Annotated in this window: 16 protein-coding genes; 4 read left to right on the top strand and 12 right to left on the bottom strand. The window is 34.2% G+C overall.

All coding sequences use genetic code 11. The features are described 5' to 3' along the window. Positions 1-16: 16 nt before the first annotated feature. The 3 genes from EG348_RS09205 to EG348_RS09195 are packed head-to-tail and all read right to left on the bottom strand — an operon-like array spanning position 17 to position 2,736. Positions 17-814, bottom strand: a complete 798-nt coding sequence (locus EG348_RS09205; RefSeq protein ID WP_123982661.1) for a DUF4129 domain-containing protein — start codon at positions 812-814, stop codon at positions 17-19. After that, positions 807-1,769 carry a DUF4013 domain-containing protein gene (locus EG348_RS09200; RefSeq protein ID WP_123982659.1) on the bottom strand — a complete coding sequence of 321 codons (963 nt, stop codon included), beginning with the start codon at positions 1,767-1,769 and terminating at the stop codon, positions 807-809. Before EG348_RS09200 ends, EG348_RS09205 begins: the two co-directional genes overlap by 8 nt. Next, on the bottom strand, positions 1,753-2,736 hold the full coding sequence (locus EG348_RS09195) for a stage II sporulation protein M (RefSeq protein WP_123982657.1): 984 nt from the start codon (positions 2,734-2,736) through the stop codon (positions 1,753-1,755). The genes EG348_RS09200 and EG348_RS09195 overlap by 17 nt, the downstream gene beginning before the upstream one ends. A 27-nt stretch (positions 2,737-2,763) precedes the next feature. Between EG348_RS09195 and EG348_RS09190 the strand changes: the two genes are divergently transcribed. Then, positions 2,764-3,513 (top strand): RDD family protein, encoded by a 750-nt coding sequence (locus EG348_RS09190; RefSeq protein WP_123982655.1) that lies wholly within the window; start codon positions 2,764-2,766, stop codon positions 3,511-3,513. A 144-nt stretch (positions 3,514-3,657) separates the two neighbouring features. Next, on the top strand, positions 3,658-3,948 hold the full coding sequence (locus EG348_RS09185) for a GNAT family N-acetyltransferase (RefSeq protein ID WP_123982653.1): 291 nt from the start codon (positions 3,658-3,660) through the stop codon (positions 3,946-3,948). Here EG348_RS09185 and EG348_RS09180 read toward each other — a convergent pair. The 5 genes from EG348_RS09180 to smpB form a co-directional block, all read right to left on the bottom strand. Further along, the gene (locus EG348_RS09180; protein ID WP_123982651.1) at positions 3,937-4,908 is read right to left on the bottom strand and encodes a glycosyltransferase family protein; all 972 of its coding nucleotides are present in this window, start codon (positions 4,906-4,908) and stop codon (positions 3,937-3,939) included. The genes EG348_RS09185 and EG348_RS09180 overlap by 12 nt on opposite strands. Then, on the bottom strand, positions 4,909-5,733 hold the full coding sequence (locus tag EG348_RS09175; RefSeq protein WP_123982649.1) for a UDP-2,3-diacylglucosamine diphosphatase: 825 nt from the start codon (positions 5,731-5,733) through the stop codon (positions 4,909-4,911). A gap of 56 nt (positions 5,734-5,789) precedes the next feature. Continuing rightward, complete coding sequence (locus EG348_RS09170) at positions 5,790-6,530, bottom strand: YebC/PmpR family DNA-binding transcriptional regulator (RefSeq protein ID WP_072407436.1); 741 nt, start codon at positions 6,528-6,530, stop codon at positions 5,790-5,792. A 92-nt stretch (positions 6,531-6,622) separates the two neighbouring features. Then, complete coding sequence (locus EG348_RS09165) at positions 6,623-8,116, bottom strand: OmpA family protein (RefSeq protein ID WP_123982647.1); 1,494 nt, start codon at positions 8,114-8,116, stop codon at positions 6,623-6,625. 77 nt (positions 8,117-8,193) lie between these two features. Beyond that, the gene (smpB, locus tag EG348_RS09160) at positions 8,194-8,652 is read right to left on the bottom strand and encodes an SsrA-binding protein SmpB (protein ID WP_066752750.1); all 459 of its coding nucleotides are present in this window, start codon (positions 8,650-8,652) and stop codon (positions 8,194-8,196) included. A 197-nt stretch (positions 8,653-8,849) separates the two neighbouring features. On the opposite strand from smpB, the gene EG348_RS09155 reads away from it, so the two are divergent. Next, a complete protein-coding gene (locus EG348_RS09155) occupies positions 8,850-10,472 on the top strand; it encodes an ABC-F family ATP-binding cassette domain-containing protein (protein WP_123982645.1) in 1,623 nt (540 codons plus the stop codon). A gap of 77 nt (positions 10,473-10,549) precedes the next feature. On the opposite strand, the gene EG348_RS09150 is transcribed toward EG348_RS09155, so the two are convergent. The 4 genes from EG348_RS09150 to EG348_RS09135 form a co-directional block, all read right to left on the bottom strand. Beyond that, a complete protein-coding gene (locus tag EG348_RS09150; RefSeq protein WP_123982643.1) occupies positions 10,550-12,295 on the bottom strand; it encodes a T9SS type A sorting domain-containing protein in 1,746 nt (581 codons plus the stop codon). A gap of 429 nt (positions 12,296-12,724) precedes the next feature. Beyond that, complete coding sequence (locus EG348_RS09145; protein ID WP_123982641.1) at positions 12,725-13,537, bottom strand: M48 family metalloprotease; 813 nt, start codon at positions 13,535-13,537, stop codon at positions 12,725-12,727. Between the two features lie 106 nt (positions 13,538-13,643). After that, on the bottom strand, positions 13,644-14,453 hold the full coding sequence (locus EG348_RS09140) for a ferritin-like domain-containing protein (RefSeq protein WP_123982639.1): 810 nt from the start codon (positions 14,451-14,453) through the stop codon (positions 13,644-13,646). Between the two features lie 26 nt (positions 14,454-14,479). Then, positions 14,480-15,196, bottom strand: a complete 717-nt coding sequence (locus EG348_RS09135; protein WP_123982636.1) for a ferritin-like domain-containing protein — start codon at positions 15,194-15,196, stop codon at positions 14,480-14,482. 207 nt (positions 15,197-15,403) lie between these two features. Here EG348_RS09135 and recJ point away from each other — a divergent pair, with 207 nt between their 5' ends. Next, positions 15,404-17,116 carry a single-stranded-DNA-specific exonuclease RecJ gene (gene recJ, locus EG348_RS09130; protein WP_123982634.1) on the top strand — a complete coding sequence of 571 codons (1,713 nt, stop codon included), beginning with the start codon at positions 15,404-15,406 and terminating at the stop codon, positions 17,114-17,116. The last annotated feature ends 4 nt before the right edge of the window (positions 17,117-17,120 follow it).

Raw genomic sequence — 17,120 nt, 5'->3', positions numbered from 1 at the left:
TTTAAAAAGAGTTTAATTAAGGTTTAAATGCTTGATATTGGGCTTTGAATTTCTGATAACTTTGTTCATCAATACTGAATTCACCGTACCAAACATATTCGAAAATATAAGATAAATTAGAAAATTCATTTTTCAGATTGGGAACTTTTAATTCTGTCACGTAATCTTTATTGGTCTTCTCTGGATTCCAGTTGATGGATTTTTTATCACTTAATTTTTTCAAGACAAATAAAAACTGATAACGAACTGCAGAACGGTAATCCCCTTCTCTTTCGAACTTAGCAATACTTTCCGGGAAATTGATCTCATGAATGTTTTCATGAAGCTCTTCATCCTTAATAATAACTTTCTTGTTCTTTTTTCCAAAAATGAAATTCCCGTCTTTTCCAATTAAATATTTAATGATAAAATACAAAAGAAAACCGACCAGAATAATGGCAAATATTCGAATTAAAATCCCTGCAATATTGCCTGATTTAGTGAAAACGGTGTCGCCAAAAATACTTTGCAATATTTTATCGATCTTTCTTAAAAGCTTCTGCCAAAAAGATTCTTTAGGTTTTACGGTTGTATAATCAAACTCATTTCCTTTGTATCTCGACTGAATATTTTCCTTGAACTTTTTTGGATAAACCGTGTTTTCTGAAACCGGATTTTTAAGCAAAACAGAATCTGCACGGTACATATTTTTGTAATGTCCCGTGTTCAATGAATCTATATAGGCTTCCGCAACTGGCGGCGGATCTGTCTGATCCTGAGCAAATGAAGATTCATAGGAGAAAAATATCAGTAAGAAAAAAAAGATTTTATTCATTATTACCGATGGTATCTATTTCTGCTAATTCTACTTTTTGATGAAGGTCTGTTCTGCTATCGTAATACATCAATCCGGAATTCACGTACAGCATATTTGAAAGGAAAAATGATACAAGCATCGAAACTCCGTAAAGTACAAAGAAAAGTATTCCTGCTGTCCCTGCAAACGGATTTTGTTCAAAATTACCATCCGGAGCGGACGTTAAAAGTGATCCGTAAAAGAACATCATCGGAACAAATGTAAAAATTGAAGTTACAACATATAAAATGATTGAAACAATGATCGTTGCTCCCCAATATTTCCAATACGGCGATTTTTCTCTGCCGTTCGGATAAGAAAACTGAGATCTAATGGAATAGCTTAAACTTTCGAAAAAGCCTCGGCTAGAATTAAAATAATCATACATCAAAAATGTAACAACATTGAATAGCGTTGGAAAAACCAGTAAGATTAAAAAGAATCCTATCACGATCAGAACCAACACATAAGAAAATCCTATTATAATGAATGACAGCGGTGTAACGATAAATATCATTCCTAAACAAAGCTTGGCAATTTTCCCTGCATTGTTTTTAAAGTCGCTCAAAATATCATCCGTTTTGATCTTTTCCTGTCCCTGTCCCAATCTTTTTAGATAAAAAACGGGGAAAAGATAATTAACGATTATTAAAATTAGGAAAAGAAGAAAGGTCAGAATTCCGATGGTAATCAGCATTCCAAGATTATCTTCAAAATATTGTTGAAAATAATAGCTTTCGCCACTTAGATTTGAACCGAAAATCTGTGAAAATAATTCTCTGTATCCTAAAACAAATACTGTGATCATTAAAATCATCAGCAAACCATTCAGTAAAATATAATTTTTAAAGTAATTCTTACCGTATAATTTGAAAAACGTGAAACTGTCACTTATAAAAGTTCCAAAATCTCTTTTTTTATAAAACTGCATCATTGATCTGGTTATTAGTTTTTTTGTTGACAATTGACGGATAAATAATATAATAAAATCCTATGATCGCCAGTGTTCCGAAAATAATAATTAAATTCAGAATCAAAGGCATTTTCAAAGCATGTCTTGTGATATATCCTTCGATAATTCCTGCACAGATCGTAAATGGAACCGTGCTTAAAAATATTTTAAATGAATCTTTAAACCCATTTTTAAACGAATTAAACCTTGACAAAGTTTTCGGAAATAAAATAGATGCTCCCAAGATCAATCCGCACATCGCTTCAACAACCATCGAGAAAATCTCAAAAACGCCGTGAAGCCAGATTCCTCTTGCGCTGTCTTTTAATGCTCCGTAATCATAGAAAAAATACTGGAAAGAGCCCAACATTACACTGTTTGAAAGCAAAGCGTATAAAGTTCCGACTCCGCCTGCAATTCCGTAGATGTACAATTTTGCGCCGACTCCGATATTGTTGAAAATAATTCCGATCGTACTGCCCCAGGTTGAACCGCTTTGATAAACTCCTACAGCATTTCCCTTTTTGATATTTTCTATGGTTTCGTTAACATAGCTTTCTCCAAGAATAATATTCGCAAAATCTTTGTCATAAATTGCAGAAAGAACCCCAATCAAAGTAAACAAAGTAAAAAACAAAAATGCGTACGTCAAATATCTTCTGTACTGATAGACCAACAAAGGAACTTCTGTTTTGAAAAAATATAGCAATCTATTTTGCTCTACCCTTTTCGTTTTGTAAATTTTTTGAAATATCTGAGAAGATAAGTGATTTAAATAAACCGTTGTATTACTTTTGGGATAATAAGTCTGGGCAAAAGAAAGATCATTAATCAAGTTAATGTACAACGAAGACAGGTCATCAGGATTTTTTTTAATTTTCCCTTGAATAACCTGTTCAATTCCCAACCATTTTTCTTTATTTTGTTTAATGAAATAAACTTCTCTCATAATTGTAAGGCTAAAATAATAAAAAATATGTCTCAAATTGCGATTAATACTTCACAAAATGTAAATATTAATTTCAACATCGCCAGTGTTGGAGAGAGGATGCTTGCGTTTATCATCGATCTTCTGATAAAGGTTGCTTATGTAGTCGTTGCTTTCTACGTATTTTTTAATTTTTTCGACCTTGGTTATTTGTTGAATGGACTCGATCAATGGTCACAAATGGCAATTTATATTGCGATAACTTTCCCCATTTATATTTATCCTGTAGTGCTGGAAAGCTTGATGGAAGGCCAGACACCCGGAAAAAAATTAATGAAGATCCGTGTTGTGAAAATTGATGGTTACCAGGCAAGTTTTGGAGATTATCTTATTCGCTGGATGTTCAGATTGATTGATACTTCTTTTGCAGGTGTTGTTGGTTTAATTTCCATGATCGTTTCTAAAAATAATCAACGTTTAGGAGATATTGCTTCGGGAACTGCTGTAATTTCACTAAAAAACACCATTAATATTTCTCATACAATCTTAGAAAATATTAAAGAAGATTATATTCCATCGTTTCCGCAAGTCATTGCTCTAACTGACAATGATATGAGAATTATTAAAGATAACTACACAAAAGCTTTGAGAGTTGATGACAGACAGATTATCAGTAAACTTTCCGATAAAATTAAAGGGATTTTAAAGCTTGAAATTGACGGCACAAAAATGACGGAAAGACAGTTTATTAATGTTGTCATTAAAGATTATAATTATTATACGGGAAAGGATAGTTGATTGTATCAATTGTCAATTTTGCTTTGCAAGTGAGTTGTTAATTACCTTCACAAAAAAAAATTGACGAGAGAATCAAATTGACCAATCATAATTCACCACTTCAAGTCGGTTCAATTTTTGTATTTAATCAACAAAGCCTTAATTATGAAATTTGAAAATAATAAATCCGGAAACGGCGGAGTTCTTACATTAAATAACGAGATCAAAGAAATAGGAAGACTGACGTATACTATTTTTCCTGAAGACAATAAATTGATTATTTCCTTCGTCTTGGTTCATCCAGAATTTGAAGGAAGAGGAATGGGGAAATATTTGGTTGAAGAAGCCATCAAATTCTCAAGAGAAAATAATTGGAAAGTTTATCCGCACTGTTCTTATGCAAGAGCTGTGATGACGAGAATGAGTGATGTTGATGATATTTTTTTAAAGAATTAAAACTTCATTCACCAATATTTGCTCAATATCATCCGGGTAGTCAACTTTCAGATGATGATCGGAAGCTACCCAATCCTTTATTTCATTTAAATCTAAAACTTTAGAATTTGGGATTCCCATTTTATCTAAAGCACACGCATTGCATTCCTGCTCATATTGATTATGAATCGGAATAACGAATAATTTTTTATCCATAAAAAGGGCTTCGGCAGGGGTTTCAAAACCAGCGTTGCATAAAATCCCGTCACAGTTTTCGAAAGATTTTAAATATTGAATTTCATCAATTGGGAAAATTTCAACATTTTTTATTTTAGTCTGAATTTTACTGTGTTTAGAAAATACTTTCCATTCAACAGGAATCTGCTCTAAAACTTTAATGATATTTTCATCAGAAAAACTCGGTAAATACACCAGATAATAACCTTTTTTATCAGGATTGAGATTTCTGATCTTATGTCTGATAACAGGTTTTTTAATTTGAGGATGATAATTTTCAAAATGGAAACCGATTCTTCTTTCACTTGGAACATAATATTTGAGAATCATTTCGCCTAAGAAATCCTTTTTGTCAGGTTTTGGTGTTTCGGGAAAACTCATTGATGCTTGATGACTTAATTCGATCATAGGAAGCTTCTTCAATTTAGAAGCCCAACCCGTCAAAGGTTCGTAATCATTAATAATTAAATCATACTGTTTTAACTCTAATTCTCTGATCGTTTTTACAGCCTCAAGAAATTTATTCTCAAAAAACGTTTTTCGATAGGATAATCCTCCGGTTTTATTGTAAAGCAGTGAAATACCTTTATATTGAGAGTTAATGTCGAAATCAGCCTTTAATTGCGATTGGTGACCGCTGATCAAAGTATCAACCGAAGCATATTTTTTTAGAATAGGAATAATTTCCTGTGCTCTTGCGACGTGTCCGTTCCCGGTGCCCTGAAATGCGTATAAAATTTTCATTTAGGAAAAATTGGTTACTATTTTCAAAAGCTCGGTATTATCCATATCCTGAATTTCTTCTGCTTCATCATCTTTCAGCAAATGTTTGTGTTCGTCGTAATAAAAGATCTTCCATTCATTATCGTTATATTCCAAAGCAGAAAGGTTTTCAATCCAATCTCCGGAATTAAGATAAGTACAAGATCCTTTTTTAGTTACAACTTCACGGATTTGAGGCTGATGAATGTGTCCGCAAATAACATAATCATAATGATTATCGATGGCCAGTTCAGAAGCTGTTAATTCAAAATCTCCGATATATTTTACTGCTTTTTTTACGTTGTTTTTTATCTTTTTTGAAAATGAATATTTCTCTTTACCCATTTTCTCTAAGAACCAATTTACAACATTATTGATTACAATTAATAAATCGTAGCCTTTTCCTCCTAATTTCGCGATCCACTTAGAATGCTGGACAGATGCATCGAAAACATCTCCATGAAAGATCCAGGTTTTCTTTTGATTGATATCTAAACAGATTTTATTGCAGACTTTAAGCTTACCCAATTGAAAATCGGTAAACTTGCGGAACATCTCGTCGTGGTTCCCTGTGATGTAGTACACATCGGTATTTTTGGTGGCCAATGAAAGAATTTTCTTGATCACCTTTAAATGAGGTTTAGGGAAGTAAGACTTTTTGAATTGCCAGATATCGATAATATCACCATTCAAAACTAAAGTTTTAGGCTGAATAGAGTTCAAATATCTTAATAATTCTTTAGCCTTACATCCATAAGTTCCCAAATGAACATCCGAAATAACAACTAACTCAATATCTCTTTTCATAGTTTTATGCAAAGAAACTAATTGAAAGTTAACTGTATATGAATGTTATATTATTTTTATAGAGCGTTCATCAACTCTTCTGTGATTTCCATGTTGTGATACACGTTTTGTACGTCATCATCTTCCTCAAAACGGTCAAGCATTTTCATATTAGCTTTGAACTGTTCTTCTGTAACTTCTTTTGTATTGTTAGCGATTCTTTGAAGTTCTGCACTTTTCACTTCGATTTTAAGCTCATCTAATTTATGAGATAAAGAACCGAAATCCTCAAAAGCAGTTGTAATCATTACCTCTTCTTCATCTTTTTCTACATCTTCTGCTCCTCCGTCGATCATTTCCATTTCGAAATCATCCCAATCCATTTTGATCTGAGCGATATCTATGCTGAAAATACCTTTTCTATCGAAGATAAATGCCAATTCGCCGTTTTTACCAAGGTTACCGTCAAACTTATTGAAAATAGCCCTTACATTAGCAACAGTTCTTGTTGTATTGTTTGTAGTACATTCTACAAAGAAAGCGACACCACCTTGTCCGTATCCTTCATAAGTGATCTCTTCATAGTTTTCTGCATCTGCACCACTTGCCTTTTTGATAGCTCTTTCAACATTATCTTTTGGCATGTTTGCACCTTTCGCATTCTGGATGCATCTTCTCAATGCAGGATTTGCTTCAACATCAGGTCCACCGGCCTTAACTGCTAATGCAATGTCTTTACCTATTTTAGAGAAAGTCTTGGCCATTTTATCCCAACGGGCCATTTTAGAAGCTTTTCTATATTCAAACGCTCTTCCCATTTTATTTTAAATTTTCAACAAAATTAATTAAAAGTAAACGAAAAAAAAATACCCCCAGAGAACTGGAGGTATTTATATTTAGAAAAATTTAATTATTTTTTCTTTTTAGCCGGAGCTTTTTTCTTAGCTACTGCTTTTTTCTTAGCAACAGCTTTCTTAACTGGAGCGTCAGCGTAATCTTTCTTAGCGATTGCATTCCACTCAGCATCATTTTCAATAGCTTTTACAACTACTTTTCTGTCAACTTGTCTTTCAGCATCAGAAGCTTTTTCAGAAACTGTAGCTTTAGATTCACCAACACCTACAGATTTAAGAGCGTTAGGATCTACACCTCTTGCATCTAAAGCAGCAACTACAGCAGCAGCTCTTTCTCTAGATAATTTCAAGTTGTAAGCCTCAGCACCTTTAGCATCAGTTCTACCTTCTAATAGATAGTTACCTTTATCAGTTTTGATAATGTCTGCAGCAGCATCTAAAGCACCTTTAGATTCAGCTTTGATTGTAGCTTTGTTGAAATCGAAGAATACACTTCCTAATTTAGTTTCAACATCAATAGCAGTTTGTGTCTTAGGTTTAGGACATCCGTTGTATTCTGGAAGACCTGGAACTGTAGGACAAGCATCATCTTTGTCAAGGATACCATCACCGTCAGTATCTGGCCAAGGACAACCATTGTTTTCAGCAGGACCTGCAACTGTAGGACAAGCATCATCTTTGTCGATTACACCGTCACCGTCAGTATCTGGCCAAGGACAACCGTTGTTTTCAACTGGACCAGCAACATCTGGACACTGATCGTCTTTATCTGGAACTCCATCACCGTCAGTATCAGGACATCCTTGGAATTCTGGTAAACCTGGTGTATCTGGACATAAATCGTCTTTATCTAAGATACCATCCTTATCTCTGTCTCTGTTTCCGAATCTGAAGTTCAATGAAGCAGAAGCTTGCCAGAAGTTAGCAACTGTAGACTTATCACCTGGAGTTGAAACGTAATCTCCTTGTACCCCTAAACCGAAGTTTTTAGTCAACCAGAAGTTTACACCAGCACCAGTAGAAACTGTAAAGAAGTTAGCTTTACCGTTCTCGTTACCGTTATCACCATTCTGTACCCACTCTCCGTTAACATCAGTTCTTGGGAAAGTAAGAGCAGTATAGTCATGTCTTAAGTAGTTAGCACCAACTCTTAAGTATGGATCAAACCAAGATTCTTCGTTCCATAAAAGACCTGCAGCCTTTACTTGTAAACCAAGACCCGTCATCAACATAAACTCTTTACCCATGTTGAATCTCTTGTTCTCAACATTACCAACAGTAGTCTGCCAGTCTACTACAAAACCTTTAGCTACGTTTCTAGCAACTGTAAGTTTAGATAGTGGAGGTGTAATAGAGAAGTTGTTCGTATTGAACATTGTCTTCGTTAAATTCTTTGCAGCAAAAGTGTTACTGAATGTATTTCTAACTGCTGTATGGTTCTCTGCATGAGCACCAACTCCGATCATCCACGGATTGTTGGTAGTCTGAGCGAACACAGTAGAAGCAACAGTAAGTGCCAATGCTGAAATTCCTAATTTTAGATTTTTCATAGAATTAAATGATTAAATAATTGATAATGCAAAATAAATATAATTTTTCTTTATATACAAAGTTTTTCAAATGATTTTTAACTTTTCTTTAATATTCTGTCCAGATTTCGTTTGTTTTCTCTATCTTTTATGCTCTCCCTTTTATCAAAAAGCTTTTTCCCTCTTCCCAAGGCGATTAGCACCTTCGCTTTACCTCTATCATTTATATATAATTTCAAAGGTATAATAGTATTACCAGCATCTTTTAATTTCTTTTCGAGCTTTTGTAATTCTTTTTTGTGCAACAGCAATTTCCGTTCCCTTTTTGTTTTGTGATTATAAAATGTTCCCAATTTATATTCATCAATCATCATATTAATGATGTACAATTCCCCATTAATAAACTGACAGAACGATTCTGTTATTGATGCTTTCGAAGAACGTAAAGACTTGATTTCAGTACCCGTTAAAACCATCCCCGCTTCCATTTCTTCGATAAATTCATATTCGAATCTAGCTCTTCTATTTAATATATTAACTGTTTTTTCAATCTTCATTTTAGTATTCCTAAATAATTATATTAAAATTGAGTTATCCCCAATTCTATATTAAGCCGTCCCTTTTAAGACTTCGCTTTTTTTAATTTCATTAATGAAATATATAAAAAATACCCCATATTTAAAAACTTGAATATTACATTATTACGAAATACCCAAATTCTTTTCGTATTTTTGCGCCAAATTTACAAAACTATATGTTAACAGTATCTAACTTATCTTTACAATTCGGGAAAAGAGTTCTTTTTGATGATGTAAACATCATGTTTACCAAAGGAAACTGCTACGGAATCATCGGAGCAAATGGAGCAGGAAAGTCTACATTCCTTAAAATATTAACAGGAAAACAGGACCCAACAACAGGACATGTATCTCTGGAACCAGGGAAAAGAATGTCAGTTTTGGAGCAGGATCACTTTGCTTATGACGAATTTACTGTTCTTGAAACTGTTTTGAGAGGAAACAAAAAATTATTTGAAATAAAAGAAGAGATGGACGCTTTGTATGCCAAAGAAGATTTCTCTGATGAAGACGGTATCAAAGCAGGTGAACTAGGTGTAGTTTATGATGAAATGGGAGGCTGGAACTCTGAATCTGATGCACAAACGATGCTTTCTAACGTAGGTATCAAAGATGGTATGCATTGGCAGATGATGAGTGAACTTGAGAATCAGGACAAAGTAAAGGTTCTTTTGGCCCAAGCTCTTTTTGGAAATCCTGACGTATTGATCCTTGATGAACCTACGAATGACCTTGACATTGAAACAATTGCTTGGTTGGAAAACTTCCTTGCTGATTACGAAAATACAGTAATTGTTGTATCTCACGACCGTCACTTCTTGGATACGGTTTGTACAAATATCGGAGATTTAGATTATGCTAAATTAAACCTTTATACAGGTAACTATTCTTTCTGGTACCAAGCTTCTCAATTGGCAACAAGACAAAGAGCTCAGGCTAACAAAAAAGCAGAAGAGAAGAAAAAAGAGCTTCAGGATTTCATCGCAAGATTTAGTTCAAACGTTGCAAAAGCTAAACAGGCTACTGCAAGAAAGAAAATGATCGATAAATTAAACATCGATGATATTAAGCCTTCTTCAAGAAGATATCCGGCGATTATTTTCGAAATGGAAAGAGAAGCAGGAGATCAAATCTTAGATGTAAAAGGTCTTGAAAAAACGAAAGACGGAGAATTATTGTTCTCAAACATCGACTTAAATCTTAAAAAAGGAGATAAAGTTGCTGTACTTTCTAAAAGCTCTTTAGCAATCACAGAATTTTTCGAAATTCTAGCAGGAAATATTGAAGCCGACAAAGGAACTGTGGCTTGGGGAGTTACCACAAACCAATCTCACATGCCTTTAGATAACACTAAATTCTTCCAAGATGACATTAGCTTGGTAGATTGGCTAAGACAATTCACTAAAAATGATGAAGAGCGTCACGAAGAATTCATGAGAGGATTCTTAGGTAGAATGCTATTCTCTGGTGATGAAGCTTTAAAATCTTGTAAAGTACTTTCAGGAGGTGAAAAAATGAGATGTATGTTCAGTAGAATGATGCTTCAGAAAGCAAACGTTCTTTTACTTGATGAGCCTACCAACCACTTGGACTTGGAAAGTATCACAACATTGAACAACTCATTGTCTAACTTCAAAGGAAATCTTTTGTTGTCATCTCATGACCACGAAATGCTTTCAACGGTCTGTAACAGAATCATCGAGCTAACTCCTCAAGGAATTATCGATAGAGAAATGACTTACGACGAATATCTTGCTGATAAAAAGATCAAAGAATTAAGAGAAAAAATGTATTCTTAATGATTAAGAACATCTAAAAAATAAAATAGCTACTCATTTGAGTAGCTATTTTATTATCTTAATTAATTGCTAAATTATTATTTCTTAATAAACTTGTTAGTTGAAGAAGTTCCATCTGCATTTTTCAAGTTAAGAATATAAGCTCCTTTAGTCAGTTGAGAAACGTCAAGTCTTTGTTCCGCTTTGTCTGAAGATAAAACTACTCTACCTGAAACATCGAAAACTTTGATTCCTGAAACTTTCTTAGCTCCTTTTATATTTAAGTAGTCACTTGTCGGGTTTGGATAAACCTGCATATTCTGTGATAATAAATTCTCTGAAGTAGATAAAGAACTTGTAGTTAATGATATATTATCAAACATCATAACTCCAAAACTTCCAATCATATCTGTAGTTGTATACACATTGAATCCTAAATAATAAACACCGCTTGTTGAAGGTGTAATTGTAAAAGATCCAGGTGTATATGAAGATACATCTACATTAGCAAAATCACTTATTACATTAGTCATTGAAGTATCTATCGGCGATGTACCATATGCAACTTTAAAATTCTGAGGACTAGCATAATTAGCATAGTCAAATGTAAAAGTATAAGAAGTTCCTGCCTGCAAATTAACACCATTGGTATAAAACCACGTATTTGCATCATTTGTGGTGCTATTTGTCGTGTAGACTACATTAGAAGTAAACCCAGCTAATCCTGTAGCATTATCAACAATCCAATCTCCGCCCGGATTTATAACCTGCTGCGAAGTACACATTGGAAGAGTTCCCGTTGCTGTAGAATTAAAATCCTCTGTATATGGAGCGTTCACACTCATACAAGACGTTGTAAAATTAGCCGCTGCAATACTCCAATCACTCACGCTTCCTCCTCCACAGTTTGATCTTACCCATACATTATATGATGTAGCAGGAGACAAGCCTGTAATATTTTTTGAAGCAGTCGTAATCCCCGTATCCGTTGGCGTAGTCGAGCCCACCGGAGCTACATTTGATGTGCTTCTGTAAAGCTCATAAGATGAAACTCCCGGAATCGCTTGCCAAGAAACAGTTGCTGAATTTGGAGTTATATTTGAGGTTGTTATAGAATCCGTTGCAATACAAGCATTGGCAACTTGGTAAGAAAAACCAAATACACACAAAAAACTTGTATTAGATGATGTTTTTGTTACTGAAATACTGGAAATACTTTTCGACTGATTAGCAGCACTAATAGATAAAGCTATCTCATACAATCTAGGATCATTACTATTATTTTCGACAGCATCCGTAATCCTATTTCCGCGTCCAATACCTTTTATCGCAAACTCTGTACCCCCATACCAGTCTTGTACATATAGATCGGTAAAAGTCTGATTACTACCATCCGTAAAATTAACAACCACACTAGCAACTGACGTCCCGCTTCCTGCTGTAGCCAACATAAATAATTTTGAAGCTTTAGGCGTTGAACTGAAATTTAAAACTCCCAAATCATTTTCATTAACTAACCTCAGAGAGTTATTTGAGGTATATGGAGCTAGTTGAAATGATAACCCGGCGGTATTCGCAGAATTAATCAATCCCGAGCTGGGCAAACCAGATGTAGGAGCCACGCCCGATCCATTAATAAAATCTGTAGACATAAATACATAACCATAAGTGGGAGAATCTACACTTTGAGTTGTACTGGATGATGCTGTACCAGATCCGTTTGCAATAAGATCTTGATTATAACCACTGGTAACATTTAATGTTTGATAAGTTTGAGCGTTAATTTTGCAAAACAATGAAGCTGTCATTAAACAAAAGAAACCTACTGTAATTTTTTTATTCATAATGTTTTTTATTATTCGGCAAATATATATTTTAAAAAAAAAAAAATAATATTTTAACTTAATTTAACATATTTAAATCAATTTTAAATTACAAAAAATATAATATACATAATTAAATTTACGGAATTATTATAAATCATCATTCTTTTTTAAAGAATAAAATTTTATCATTCCGTGATTCAAATTATTTTCATTTTTTTTGAATTTATTTATCGTAAAGAACACTCCCATTTCCTTCCCATGTGAAATAAATAACGTCAAAAATTATTAAAAATGAAACATTTATATTTTTAAAATCATCAAACAAGTTTCTTTAAAGAAAGAATTAATAAAGAAAATATATTTTAACAAAAACATTTAACATCAAAAAAAAAAAAAAAAAAAATCCTCAAAGCAACTTTGAGGATTTATGATAAAATTAGATATTTACTATTTCGTAAGTTTTGATGTTGGTAAAGTGACTGCTCCCGGATCTTTCCACAAACCATCTTTTTCTGCTTTTTTCTTAATAGCCTGAGCTCTTTTTTCGCTGTCAGGGTGAGAATTAAACATCTTTTGAAAACCAGACTGAGTACTTCCTTCCGAAAGCAATGCTAATTTTTTGAAAGCTGTGTAAGCTCCCACAACATTATATTTATTCGCTTTCATGAAATCATAAGAATAAGTATCTGCTTCTGACTCCTGTTTTTTACTGTGTGAAGCATCAAGAAATTCATTGGCCATTTTACCAACCTGGCTATCATTCAATGTAGCTACAGAAGATGAAGCCGAAGAAGCCGCATCAAGCGCCGCAGCCTTTAAATAAGCAGATTTAATAGCATCTTTAGTATCCTGATTTTTCACGTGACCGATTTCGTGACCGATTACAGCCAGCAATTCATCATCCGTCATAATATCCATCAAAGAAGAGAAAACGCGCACACTTCCATCTGCGCATGCAAAAGCATTAATATCTTTTACCTTGTAGACTTTATAATTAAGATTAAGACCGTCCTGAGTCTTATGTTTTCCGAAAAGTTTGTTCAATCTTACTGTATAAGGATCTTTGGGACCTGCGATAGCATTATTCTTATCCATATAATCTACTGACTCTTTGGATAATTTTACTGCATCCTCATTGGTAAAAGTAAGTGCTTTTGAGCCTTTAGAAACTACATCCACCGCTTTTCCAAGACTAATTTTCTGTGCATTGGCTTCACAAATAGTGCCCAATAAAAATACACCGATGATAATTTTTTTCATAGTAATAATTTTAAGTTTAGTTTGGCGAATATATCATTTTTTAAATGAAAAATCCTTTTTCAGAAAATTCTGAAAAAGGATCTTACACCTAATATTAAGAAATCACTTATACAATAAACAAAGATGCAATTGCAGTTGCGTCACTACCACTTAAAACTTCGTCGTAAGCAGCAGAACCTGCAGCAGCACCAAAAGCAGTTGCTGTATTGAATCCAGCTTGATTTGTAATACCTTCGCCTGCATACACTGCATTTGTTGCTGCAGGCATGTTTCCACCATCTGCTAATTCTATCCAGCCTTTATTTGCTCTCATTCTTCTCACCTGAGAAGCATGTCTTGCCTCAACGGAATGTATCTGCAAAGCTGCCTGTAAAACGGCTTTGTTCGACATCACATTTCCAGCCTGTCCTTTATATGCTCTAACTCCAGTATCTTCAAAAGCCTGAGCCAGAATAAGGAATTGATTATAGTCACTAAAAGGAGCAAAAGCACCACCTACCGTAAAGTCGAAAGTTGGTTTAACTCCAGGCGTTACCCCTAAAGAAGTCAATGTACTTTTCAAAAAGGCAACGTGAGCCGTTTCATGTTTTGAGATCTGCATAAATACAACTTTATCCGAGCTCGGAATAAGCCCTGCAGTACCCAAACCTTTTGCATAATATTCATCTTCAAGATATTCTAAAGTTAAAGCCAGCTGTAAAGCGTCTGTTAACGGAGTTTTAAAATAAGTTCCTGAAGTTGTTGTGGTTTCAGCTTTCGCTGAAGTTGCCATTAAAGTTCCCAATCCCAATGGTACAGCAGCAACTGCTGCTTTTTTACCGATTGAAGACATATTCGTAAGAGTTTCTAATCTTGATGATTCTGTAGTGAAAAATTTATCGTTAGAAAGTTTATCTAGTAATTTAAGAATGTTCATAATTGTTGATTTTGAAGATGAATAATTTAGCTAATACCTCTTTCTTTCCAAGTGAATGGCGTTTTGATGAATCCTCCGGCCACACTTACAATTTCAGTTGGCTCTTTAGCAACATCCAACCCGGTTGCGTTGATTACATCATCTCCTGAAAAATCAGCAGAACCAGGATTAATCAGATTTCTGATAGCAGAAGCATGTCTTGCCTCAACAGAAACGATTTTCCCTGCAATGACTAAATAATCGGGATTTGTAATATATTTTCCTGCTCCGTTATAAGCAGCTACACCAGTATCTTCAAGTGCTTTTGCAGTAGCTAAGACTGAAGCTCTGTTACTGAAATTCACACCTGGATATTGAAATTCTAACGTTGGAAGCACATTTGTTGTAGCTCCGCTTATGGCAGCCTTAAAGAAATCTCTGTGAATGACTTCATGATGATACAGATCTGTAAAAAGTGTTTTTTCGGCATCAGAAATTCCTGAGTAGAAGTTATTTACTACTTTAGTATAAAAATCTGCTTCCAATTGTTCAAGTGCATACGCATAGTTTAAAACACCAACATCTCCTGTACCAAGATCAAATTTATTGGCTGGATCCATGTATTGATAATCAAACTCATTATCTGAACATCCTACAAGAGCAAGGCCTGCCATAGCAATACCAAGTCCTCCAAGTTTAAGAAAGTTTCGTCTTCCGGTATCCAAAGTGGCACCTTTGTTTGAAACACTGATCGTTTTTTTCATAATATTAATTTTTTAAGTGTTATAATGTTATCTACGAGGACAAATCTGTTTCGGTTTTCATTAATTCAAATTTTATTAAAATTTATTTAAAAAAGTTTCAACAAAACAACCAAAACACTGATAAACAATAGATTATTAAATATTACACTATTTTTTTTATGACAACAATTCGTCGTTTTTAAAATAAATTTTCCTTATTTTTGTGAAATGAGTCAAAAATGGATTTACAAGCCTGAACCCGATGAGGATATAGTGGATGGATTAAGTTCGTCTCTTGGTTTTGGAACTTTCGAATCTAGACTCCTCGTTCTTAGAGGGATTGACGATTATCAAAAGGCCAGAGAATTTTTCAAACCAAATCTTACCGATATACACAGCCCATTTTTAATGGCAGATATGCAAAAAGCTGTTGAGCGTATTGCAAATGCTATTGAAAATGGAGAAAAAATAATGGTTTACGGAGATTACGACGTAGATGGAACTACTGCCGTAGCTTTAATGTACCTATACCTCAGCAAAATTGTTGAGAAAAAATATTTAGATTTTTATATTCCGGACAGAAATTCTGAAGGTTATGGAATTTCCACAGAAGGAATTGATTTCGCCAAGCAAAACGGTTTTTCGTTAATTATTGCTTTAGACTGCGGAATCAAAGCACTTGATATGATCAACTATGCCAAAAGTTTAGACATTGATTTTATCATCTGCGACCACCATTTACCCGGAGACGAGATCCCAAACGCCGTAGCTGTTTTAGACCCAAAAAGAAGCGACTGCAGATATCCGTTCAAAGAACTTTCAGGGTGTGGAGTTGGCTTTAAATTATGTCAGGGTTTAAATACCATTTACAAACTTCCCGATGCCGAATTATTTGAATTAACAGATCTTCTGGCAATTTCTATTGCTGCTGATATTGTTTCTATGACCGGCGAAAACAGGGTTTTGGCTAAAATGGGACTTAAAATTCTTAGAAAAACGAGAAATTTAGGCTTAAGATTATTAATTCCAGAAGATAAATTATCTCATTTCGAGATCTCTAATATTGTTTTTGAAATTGCTCCGAAAATTAATGCTGCAGGAAGAATTTCCCATGGAAAAGCTGCTGTTCAGTTGATGGTTTCGGATAATCTGAAACATGCCAACCAAATTGTTGGCGATATTATGAACCTCAACGATGAAAGACGTGAACTCGATATGAATTCTACGCTTTCAGCTTTGAACCAAATCATTGAATCTCAACAGCAAAGCAAACTTACAACCATCGTTTACCATCCTGAATGGAACAAAGGCGTTATCGGAATTGTTGCTTCCAGACTTATTGAAACATATTACAAGCCTACTCTAGTATTCACCGATGGAAACAACGGAGAAATGGTAGCTTCTGCGAGATCTGTTTCGGATTTTGACGTTCATGAAGCGTTGGATATCTGTTCTGAATATTTCCTGAAATTTGGTGGTCATCACGCTGCTGCAGGGCTTTCAATGGAAAAGGACAAGTTTGATGCTTTCAAAATAAAATTTGAAAAAGTTGTTGCCGAAAAGATCAAAGAACATCAAAAAGAACCTTCTATTTTGATAGATTCTGAGATTCAGATTGATGATATAAACAGAGAGTTTATTAATTTCCATAGAAAGTTAGCGCCATTTGGGCCTCATAACATGAAACCGATTTTGGCGATCAAAAACCAAAAACTTTCAGGTTATGTAAAAACGATGGGAAAAGATAATAATCACGTTAAGTTTTACATAAAACAGGAATCTACAGGCAGAAATATCGAATGTGTTGGCTTCAAATTGGGTCAGTTTGTAGAAGATTTTAAAAATAAAAAATTCGATATTGTGTTCACTTTAGAAGAGAATCATTGGAAAGGAAATGTTACGCATTATCTTAATATAAAGGACGTTAAGTTTAGGGATTAGGAAT

The sequence above is a fragment of the Chryseobacterium sp. G0201 genome (assembly GCF_003815655.1).
Classification (GTDB): Bacteria; Bacteroidota; Bacteroidia; order Flavobacteriales; family Weeksellaceae; genus Chryseobacterium.
The sequence above is the reverse complement of the archived record's forward strand: the minus strand, read 5'-3'. Positions and strand labels throughout refer to the sequence as shown.